Raw genomic sequence first — 8,835 nt, 5'->3', positions numbered from 1 at the left:
TCGGCCGGACGGAAATCGACCTGCAGGCCGAGGGGCCGCAAGGCGTCACCGTGGAAGACACCTTCAGCATGGTGCACATCTCCCATGGCCAGTTGAAACCGCGCTCGCCGCATCTGCGCTCGGAGCCGGCGATCATCGCCGGCATGGCCAAGGCCACCCTGGGCAACCATCCGATCGACTGGGACTATGTCGTCGGCGACTATGCGCGTATCCGTGACTTGATCGCCGATGTCATTCCAGGCTTTGCCGATTTCAACGCGCGCTTGCAGCATCCGGGCGGTTTCCACCTGGGCAACAGCGCGGCCGAACGTACCTGGCGCACCGCCAGCGGCAAGGCCCGCTTCACCGCCAGCCAGTTGCCCGAGCAACTGGTCAACGCCCAGGTGCTGGCCCGTGGCGACAAGCCGGACCTGATCCTGCAGACCCTGCGTTCCCACGACCAGTACAACACCACCCTGTATGGCCTGGACGACCGCTACCGGGGCGTGTTCGGCCTGCGCGAGGTGGTGTTCGTCAACGAGGCGGACATCCGCCGCCTGGGCTTCGAGCCTGGCGAGCACGTGGACATGGTGTCGCTGTGGGAGGACGGGCGCGAACGGCGGGTGTCGGGTTTCCGCCTGGTGCCCTACGACCTGCCCGAGGGCCAGGCCGCGGCGTACTACCCGGAGACCAACCCGCTGGTGCCGTTGGAGAGCTATGGCGAGGGGACCTACACGCCGACCTCCAAGTTCGTGGCGATCAAGCTGGAGAAGGCGCAGGCGGGGAACCGGATCGAGGCGGCGATCGCCGTGGAGTGAGAGCGTGGGCTGGCGGATCAGCCAAGTGGTGCTTTGAATCCTGGGCTGCCAAGCGGCCCTCGTGTCACCGATGCACCGGATACGCCGTGGTGTACTTCATCTGCTCCATGGCAAAGCTGGACGTGATGTTCGACAGCCCGTCGGTGCTGGTGATCAGCTTCTTGTAGAAGCGGTCGTAGGCGGCGATGTCGCCCACCACTACCCGCAGCATGTAGTCCCAGTCCCCGGACATGCGGTAGACCTCCATCACCTCCTCGAAACCGGTCACCGTCGTGGCGAACTGCTCGAGCCAGGCACTGTCGTGGCGCTGGGTCTTGAGCTGGACGAACACCGTCAGGCCCAGGCCCAGGCGCTCGGGGTCGAGCAGGGCGACGCGGCGGCGAATATAGCCCTCGTCTTCCAGGCGCTTGACCCGCTTCCAGCAAGGGGTTGTGGACAGGTTGACGGCTTCGGCCAGGTCCTTGAGGGACATCGAGGCATCGCGCTGGAGCAGGGTGAGGATGTGCTGGTCGAAACTGTCCATGTCGGTGAAGGGCTCGATGGAGAAAAAGGTTCTCCAGATTAGCCCAGTTGCAGAAACAAGAGAACGCTTGTGTGTCGCCAGTGACATGTTCGTTCCCCATACAACGAGGATGAGGGCGGATATGCGATAGTGGCGCCTTTCAACCTGCCTCGTTCCCAGTCAATGGACCCGATCATGTCCGACAAGCCACGCAATTTCGCCACCCGTACCCTCCATGCCGGCGAGCAGTTCGGCGTCGCCGACAATGCCATCTTCCCGGCCATCGTCACCGCCAGCTCGTTCATCAAGCGCAGCCTGGACGACAACCCCGAGTACGCCTACAGCCGCGTCGGCAACCCGACCCGGCATGCCTACGAGACCTGCGTCGCGGCCCTGGAGGAGGGTGTCGGCGCGGTGGCCACCGCTTCGGGCGTGGGCGCCACGGCCACCGTGCTGGAGCTGCTGCCCAAGGATGCCCACGTGGTGGTGATGAACGGCGTCTACGGCGGTACTTTCCGCCTGCTGGAAGACTACCGCAGCCACACCTCGGGCCTGACCACCACCTACGTCGACCTCAACGACCTGCAGGCCGTGGCCGCGGCGATCCGCCCCGAGACCCGGCTGATCTGGATCGAGTCGCCGACCAACCCGTTGCTGCACCTGGTGGACATCCAGGCCATCTGCGCCCTGGCCCGCGAGCACGGCATCCTCACCTGCATCGACAACACCTTCTGCTCGCCCTGGAACCAGCGGCCGATCACCCTCGGCGTGGACCTGGTGATGCACTCGGCGAGCAAGTACATCGGTGGCCATTCCGACCTCATCGGTGGCGTGGTGGTGGCGGGCAACGACGCGCTGCTGGCGCGGCTGCGCAAGATCAGCATGGCCGTTGGCGCGATCCAGGGGCCGTTCGACTGCTACCTGGCCCTGCGCGGCCTCAAGACCCTCGACGTGCGCATGGAGCGCCAGTGCGCCAACGCCCTGCGCGTGGCGCGCTTTCTCGAAGGGCATGCGCAGGTCGAGCAGGTCTACTACCCGGAGCTAGAGAGCCATCCGCAGCACGCGCTGTGCAAGCGCCAGATGCGCAGCGGTGGGGCGGTGGTGGCGATGAAGGTCAAGGGCGGCCGGGCGGCGGTCGAGCGGCTGGTCGAGGCGCTGTCGATCTTCGTCCTGGCCGACTCGCTGGGGGGCGTGGAGAGCATGATCAACCACTCCTGGAGCATGTCGCACAACTCCCTGAGCCCGGAGCAGAAGGAGGCGATGGGGATCGGCGAGAACCTGCTGCGGTTGTCGGTGGGGATCGAGGATCATCGCGACTTGATCGATGACCTGGACACTGCGCTGAAGGCTTCGGCGGCGGTATAGGTGCCTGGGGCCGCTTCGCGCCCCATCGCCGGCAAGCCGGCTCCCACAGGTACGAGTCGTACCCTGGATGATGCGGTTTGCAGGGACTGTGTGGGAGCCGGCTTGCCGGCGATGGGCTGCAAAGCAGCCCCAATGCCACTTGACTGGCCGGCCCGCGAAGGGGCGGTGGGAAGGGTCAGGATTTGGGCGGATGGATGATCCGTTCGATCTTGTCCTTGATCAACAACCGCTCCTTGCGCAAGCGGTTGACCGCATCGTCGGAAGTACCGTTGCCTTCGGCGGCCACCACTTCCTTGTCCTTGGCGTTGTACTCCTTGTGCAGTTGATGCAGCGTCTGGTCCTTGTCGATGAGCGCCTGGAAATCTTCAGCGCAAATGTGCAGGTCAGCGAGCAGATCATGCGGGACTGGCATTTCTTCACCTCGGGTCAGGGGTTGGCGAAAAGTCCTGAACCTTGAGGATAGTCGTCTTTGCGCAGGTCAGGGACTGGGGTAGGCTGTCGCACTCCCTCCCGTGACCCGGAACCCGCGCCATGCCTCATCTGAACCTGGAATACAGCGACAACCTGGGCGACCTGAACGTCGACCTGCTGCTCATGCGCCTGAACCATGCCCTGGTCGGCAGCGGCCAGTTCGCCGACGAGCTGGACATCAAGAGCCGCGCCCAGGCTTTCGCCCAGTACCGGGTAGGCACCGCACCGGGCGAGCGGGCCTTCGCCCACGTACGCCTGGCGATCCTCAGCGGGCGTTCACCGCAGGTGAAGAAGCAGCTGTCCGGCAGCCTGCTGGAGGTGCTGCGCGAGGCGATCCCGACCAGGGCCGGGCTGGATATCCAGCTGTGCGTGGAAGTGCTGGACATCGACCGCGAACCCTACGCCAAGCTGCACCTGCCCGGCTGAGCGACTGCGCCGATCGCCCGCCAGGTTTCACCCCCAGGCCCCGCGCCGTATATACTGCGCGCCAATGTTTGTGGGAGAGCCTCGTGGCCATCGAAATACACTGGATCCGTGACGACCAGACCCTGGCCGAACACTGCCGGGCCTGGCGCGAACTGCCTTTCGTAGCGCTCGACACCGAATTCATGCGGGTCGACACCTTCTATCCCAAGGCCGGCCTGATCCAGGTCGGCGACGGTCAGCGGGCCTTCCTGATCGACCCCTTGCTGATCGGCGACTGGCAACCGCTGGCCGGGCTGCTCGAGGACAATGGCGTGGTCAAGGTCCTGCATGCCTGCAGCGAGGACCTGGAAGTGCTCCTGCGCCTGACCGGCAAGCTGCCGCAACCGTTGTTCGACACCCAGCTGGCCGCCGGCTACCTGAACATCGGTTTTTCCATGGGCTATTCGCGGCTGGTGCAGGAGGTCCTGGGGATCGACCTGCCCAAGGGCGAGACCCGCTCGGACTGGTTGCAGCGGCCGTTGTCCGAGACCCAGGTCAGCTATGCCGCCGAGGACGCCGTGCACCTGGCCGAGCTGTTCACCGCCCTGCGCCCGCGGCTGTCGGACGACAAGTACGCCTGGGTGCTGGAGGACGGCGCCGAGCTGGTCGCCCAATTGCGCCGGGAGGTCGAGCCCGAGGCCCTGTACCGCGACGTCAAGCTGGCCTGGAAGCTGTCGCGCCAGCAGCTGGCGGTGCTGCGCGAACTGTGCGCCTGGCGTGAGCGCCAGGCCCGTGGCCGCGACCTGCCGCGCAACCGCATCCTGCGCGAACACGCGCTCTGGCCCATGGCCAGGCACCAGCCGGACAGCCTGTCGGCCCTGGCGAAGATCGACGACATGCACCCGCGCACCATCCGCCAGGACGGCGAGTTCCTCCTCGAGCTGATCAAGCGCGCCGCCAGCCTGCCCGAGGCGCAGTGGCCGCCCGCGTTGCCCGAGCCGCTGCCGATCGAGGCCGCCGCTATCCTCAAGCGCCTGCGTGGGGTTGGCCAGGCCGAAGGCGAGCGCCTGGGCATCGCCCCGGAGCTGATGCTGCGCAAGAAGACCCTGGAGGCCTTGCTCAAGAGTGGCTTCCCCAACGGCCCCTATCAACTGCCCGATTCGCTGCGCGGCTGGCGTCGCGAGCGCATGGGCCAGGCCCTGCTGGACAGCCTGGCAGGTGCCGGAGAATCCTGATGAAACGTATCTGTTCGATCTACAAGAGCCCACGCAAGAACGAGATGTACCTCTACGTGCTCAAGGCCGATGGCCTGGAGCGTGTGCCGGAGGGCCTTCTGCCGTTCTTCGGCACCCCGGTGCACGCCTTCGACCTGGTGCTCACCCCCGAGCGCAAGCTGGCCCGCGAGGACATCGCCAAGGTCTTGGAGAACCTCGACAACCAGGGCTACCACCTGCAGATGCCGCCGCCCGAGGACGACTACATCGAGCACCTGCCCGAAGAACTGCTGCGCCGCAACGACCCGGCCTGATTCCGGGCCGTTCGCCTCACCCTGCCAAGCGGTCCGTCTGCCGGGCCGCCTTCGTTGTTGTCTGCCAAGGTTTTCGACATGCGCGTTCTGATCGCTGAACAGGATCATGCCCACTATGCCCGCCTGCTGGGCGAGGCGGCACCAGACCTGGAGGTACTGACCAGCGGCGACGCCGCCGAACTGGCACGCCAGGCAGCCGAATGCACGGTATGGCTGGGCCAGCCTGACCTGCTGGCCAGCCTCCTGCGCCAGGGCCACAGGCCACGCTGGGTGCAATCGACCTGGGCGGGGGTTACCCCGCTGCTGGCCGAGGGGTTGCCCCGCGACTACCGTCTGACCCGTGCCGTGGGCATCTTCGGCCAGGTCATGGCCGAGTACATGCTGACCTACATGCTCGGCCACGAGCGCGACGTACTGGCGCGGCTGGCCAGCCAGGCCGAGCGGCGCTGGGACGACCGCCCCGGGCGCAGCCTGGAAGGGCGGCGGGTGCTGGTCGCGGGTACCGGCGACATCGGCCAGCGGGTCGCGGAACTGCTCGCGCCGTTCGGGGTGTCCCTGCATGGCATCGCCAGCAGTACCCGCCAGCAGGCGCCGTTCGTCGAGGTAGCTGGCCTGGACGCGTTGCCGCGGTTGGTGGAGCAGGCCGACTACGTGCTCAACCTGCTGCCGGACACCCCGCAGACCCATGATTTGTACGATGCGGCGCTGTTCCGGCGCTTCAAGCCCAGCGCGTTGTTCATCAATGCCGGGCGCGGCGTGGCGGTGGTCGATGACGACTTGGTCGAAGCCTTGAAGCAGGGCCACTTGGCCGGCGCGGTAATCGACGTCTGCCGCCAGGAGCCCTTGCCCCGGAGCCACCCGTTCTGGACCGCCTGGGGCCTGCTGCTGACCGGCCACAGTTCGGCCCCCACCTCGCCGACGGCGATGGTGCGGTTGTTCGTCGAGAACGTGCGGGCGTACCAGGCGGGCCGGGCATTGCGAGGAGAGGTGGATTTCGGGCGGGGGTATTGAGCGGCAAGCTTCAAGCTGCAAGAGAGATCGTGCCGAGCTTTCGATCTTGGATCATGCCCCGGTCCAGAGGCGACATCGATCTTCTTGCAGCTTGAGGCTTGCAGTTTGCCGCTTAGAGAAGGTTGAAATCGCCTTCGGCGGCCAGTTCGCTCAGGGGGCGGCGAGGGCTGGGGACTTCGCGGGCTTGCAGGCCTTCGGCGAGGGTTGCCTTGTCGCCCAGCTTGCCGATCGCCACCATCGCATGCAGGGCGTAGCCCTCGGGGATCTTCAGTGCCTGACGCGCCAGCGCCTGGTCGAAGCCGGCCATGCCGTGGGTGTGCCAGCCGCTGATGCTGGCCTGCAGGGCCAGGTGGCCCCAGGCCGAGCCGGTGTCGAAGGTGTGCCACAGCGCCGGGGTTTGCTCGCTGGCGCCCGGGGCGGTGAAGGTCGTCTTGGACATGATCAGCACCAGCGCCGAGGCGTGCTGGGCCCAGCTGCGGTTGAATTCGTTGAGGATGCCCAGGTAGCGCTCCCAGTTCGGCGTGTCGCGGCGGGCATAGAGGAAGCGCCAGGGTTGCGAGTTGTAGGCCGAAGGTGCCCAGCGCGCGGCTTCCAGGAAGCCCAGCAGGGTTTCCTGGCTGATCGGCTCGGCGGTGAATGCCCGTGGCGACCAGCGGTTGATGAACTGCTCGTTGATGGCGTAGTCGGCAATGCGCGGGTTGGCGCTCATGGGTCGCTCCTGCAAGGGAAGGGAAAGCGCGCACGCTACTGCGTCCGCTCGCCGCTGACAAGCGGTCTGGCATTGACCGGGGACAGGCTCTAGACTGGCGCCGCCGTGGCAGATGCCAGCAGCAAGCATCGAGCTGCACGCCACCAGAGAAGTCGTTACGCGCCCGCGCTTGCTTGACGCTCGTCGCTGGCCTTATGCAGGAAACCTGTGATGATCGCTGACAACGCGCCCTTCTGGCGGCGTAAGACCCTCGAGCAACTCGATCCCCGGGAATGGGAGTCGCTCTGCGACGGCTGCGGCCTGTGCTGCCTGCAGAAGCTCGAGGACGAGGACGACAACAGCGTCTACTACACGCGCATCGCCTGCAAGCTGCTGGACCTCGACACCTGCCAGTGCAGCGACTACCCCAACCGTTTCGCCCAGGTGCCGGACTGCATCCAGCTCACCCCCGGCAAGGCCGACCAGTTCAAGTGGCTGCCGACCACCTGCGGTTATCGCCTGGTCAGCGAAGGCAAGGACCTGCCGACCTGGCATCATCTGGTTTGCGGTGATCGCAAACAAGTGCATGAGCAGCGTATTTCCCAGTCGGGGCGTATGCTCAGCGAGAACGACGTGGACGAAGACGACTGGGAAGACCACCTGATCTTTCGCGCCGGTTGAGCTGCCTGGGCCTGTCGCGTCTGGGAAAAAGGAGTTTCTGTATGCGTCGCCACCTCTTGTTGGTCCTGGGCCTGACGGCCTGCTTCCCCGCCTGGGCGCGCAAGGTCGACCTGGATTACCAGGTGCGCCTGCTGCCCCAGAGCGGCCAGGCCGAGGTGCGCCTGGTCCTGGCCGATGGCAGCGCGGTGCGCAGCCTGGATTTCGACCTGGGCAAGGGCGGCGTCTACAGCGGCTTCCTGGCCGATGGCCAATGGCAGGTGCAGGCGCAACGGGGGATCTGGCACCCGGCCCCGGGCAAGGCCAGCCTCAGTTACCGCGTGCAACTGGACCAGAAGCCCCAGGGCGTTACCTATGAAAGCCGCATCACCCCGCGCTGGGCGCTGTTTCGCGGCGACCAGTTGGTGCCAGCGGCGCGCCTCGACCAGCAGGATGGCACCGAGTTGGTGGCGCGCCTGGCGTTCGAGCTGCCCGAGGGCTGGAAGAGCGTCGAGACCGCCTGGCCGCGTATCGGCAAGCACAAGTTTCGCCTCGACAATGTCTCGCGCCTGTTCGACCGCCCCACCGGCTGGATGCTGGCCGGCAACCTCGGCAGCCGCCGTGCGCGCCTGGGCGAGACGGAGGTGACCGTGGCCGCGCCGCAAGGGCAGGGCATGCGGCGCATGGACACCCTGACCCTGCTGACGTTCGTCTGGCCCCAGTTGCAGGCGGTGTTTCCGCGCAACCCGCCCAAGCTGCTGCTGGTTGGCGCGCGTGACGAGATGTGGCGCGGGGTCCTGAGTGGGCACAACTCCCTGTACGTGCACAGCAGCCGTCCGTTGATCGGCGAGAGCGGCACCAGCCCCTTGCTGCGCGAGCTGGTGCAGTTGTTCGCCCAAGTCAATGACCGGGATGGCAGCGACTGGCTGGGCGAAAGCCTGGCCGACTACTACGCCACCGAGCTGCTGCGTCGTGCCGGCGGCATGGGCGACGACCGCTACCAGGCCCTGCAGGCGCGCCTGCACCAGCAGGGCGCCAAGGTCACCCGCCTGCGTGGCGACAAGGCCGACGCCGCCCAGGTGGCCCGCGGCGTGCTGTTGCTCCAGGCGCTGGACCGCGAGATCCGCCTGCATACCCATGACAAGCGCTCGCTGGATGACGTCACCCAGGCGCTGATGCGGTTGTCCAGCGTCAGCAACGAGGAGTTCGTGCAGATCAGCGAGAGCGTGCTCGGGCGGCGCTCCGAGGTGTTGCAGAGCAAGCTGTTGCGCTAGCGCGCGAAAAGGCTGGCCCCAACATCACCGGTGCATGGCAAGGGCTACGCCCTTGTTCGCGGGCAAGCCCGCTCCCACGGGCCCCTGCAAACCACATTACTTGTGATCGACTCGACCACTCTGTAGGAGCCGGCTTG

Annotated in this window: 10 protein-coding genes and 1 pseudogene; 8 read left to right on the top strand and 3 right to left on the bottom strand. The window is 66.5% G+C overall.

Annotated features, from left to right (window positions below; all coding sequences use genetic code 11):
- Positions 1 to 797, top strand: a pseudogene (locus ABFA30_RS24285) (molybdopterin dinucleotide binding domain-containing protein); the annotation flags it as partial.
- Positions 798 to 861: 64 nt separating this feature from the next.
- Here ABFA30_RS24285 and ABFA30_RS24280 read toward each other — a convergent pair.
- Entirely contained in the window at positions 862 to 1,320 is a 459-nt protein-coding gene (locus tag ABFA30_RS24280) for an Lrp/AsnC family transcriptional regulator (RefSeq protein WP_225790935.1), read from the bottom strand.
- Positions 1,321 to 1,482: 162 nt separating this feature from the next.
- Between ABFA30_RS24280 and ABFA30_RS24275 the strand changes: the two genes are divergently transcribed.
- Entirely contained in the window at positions 1,483 to 2,664 is a 1,182-nt protein-coding gene (locus ABFA30_RS24275; RefSeq protein WP_225790936.1) for a trans-sulfuration enzyme family protein, read from the top strand.
- A 175-nt stretch (positions 2,665 to 2,839) separates the two neighbouring features.
- Here ABFA30_RS24275 and ABFA30_RS24270 read toward each other — a convergent pair whose 3' ends face one another.
- Complete coding sequence (locus ABFA30_RS24270) at positions 2,840 to 3,076, bottom strand: YdcH family protein (RefSeq protein WP_225790937.1); 237 nt, start codon at positions 3,074 to 3,076, stop codon at positions 2,840 to 2,842.
- A 119-nt stretch (positions 3,077 to 3,195) separates the two neighbouring features.
- Here ABFA30_RS24270 and ABFA30_RS24265 point away from each other — a divergent pair, with 119 nt between their 5' ends.
- The 4 genes from ABFA30_RS24265 (at position 3,196) to ABFA30_RS24250 (ending at position 6,079) form a co-directional block, all read left to right on the top strand.
- Positions 3,196 to 3,561, top strand: coding sequence for a 5-carboxymethyl-2-hydroxymuconate Delta-isomerase (locus tag ABFA30_RS24265; protein WP_225790938.1), 366 nt, complete (start codon positions 3,196 to 3,198; stop codon positions 3,559 to 3,561).
- 83 nt (positions 3,562 to 3,644) lie between these two features.
- Entirely contained in the window at positions 3,645 to 4,775 is a 1,131-nt protein-coding gene (gene rnd / locus ABFA30_RS24260) for a ribonuclease D (RefSeq protein ID WP_225790939.1), read from the top strand.
- Complete coding sequence (locus tag ABFA30_RS24255; RefSeq protein WP_015271354.1) at positions 4,775 to 5,068, top strand: YcgL domain-containing protein; 294 nt, start codon at positions 4,775 to 4,777, stop codon at positions 5,066 to 5,068. Before rnd ends, ABFA30_RS24255 begins: the two co-directional genes overlap by 1 nt.
- Before the next feature lie 78 nt (positions 5,069 to 5,146).
- Positions 5,147 to 6,079, top strand: a complete 933-nt coding sequence (locus tag ABFA30_RS24250; protein ID WP_410046091.1) for a D-2-hydroxyacid dehydrogenase — start codon at positions 5,147 to 5,149, stop codon at positions 6,077 to 6,079.
- Between the two features lie 112 nt (positions 6,080 to 6,191).
- Here the strand turns inward: ABFA30_RS24250 and ABFA30_RS24245 are convergent, their stop codons facing one another.
- Entirely contained in the window at positions 6,192 to 6,788 is a 597-nt protein-coding gene (locus ABFA30_RS24245) for a nitroreductase family protein (protein WP_225790941.1), read from the bottom strand.
- Positions 6,789 to 6,998: 210 nt separating this feature from the next.
- On the opposite strand from ABFA30_RS24245, the gene ABFA30_RS24240 reads away from it, so the two are divergent.
- On the top strand, positions 6,999 to 7,448 hold the full coding sequence (locus tag ABFA30_RS24240; protein ID WP_225790942.1) for a YcgN family cysteine cluster protein: 450 nt from the start codon (positions 6,999 to 7,001) through the stop codon (positions 7,446 to 7,448).
- 41 nt (positions 7,449 to 7,489) lie between these two features.
- On the top strand, positions 7,490 to 8,698 hold the full coding sequence (locus ABFA30_RS24235; protein ID WP_225790943.1) for a hypothetical protein: 1,209 nt from the start codon (positions 7,490 to 7,492) through the stop codon (positions 8,696 to 8,698).
- Positions 8,699 to 8,835: the final 137 nt, after the last annotated feature.

The organism is Pseudomonas sp. HLMP (assembly GCF_046365545.1).
In the GTDB taxonomy this organism is placed as follows: Bacteria; Pseudomonadota; Gammaproteobacteria; order Pseudomonadales; family Pseudomonadaceae; genus Aquipseudomonas; species Aquipseudomonas guariconensis_B.
The sequence above is the reverse complement of the archived record's forward strand: the minus strand, read 5'-3'. Positions and strand labels throughout refer to the sequence as shown.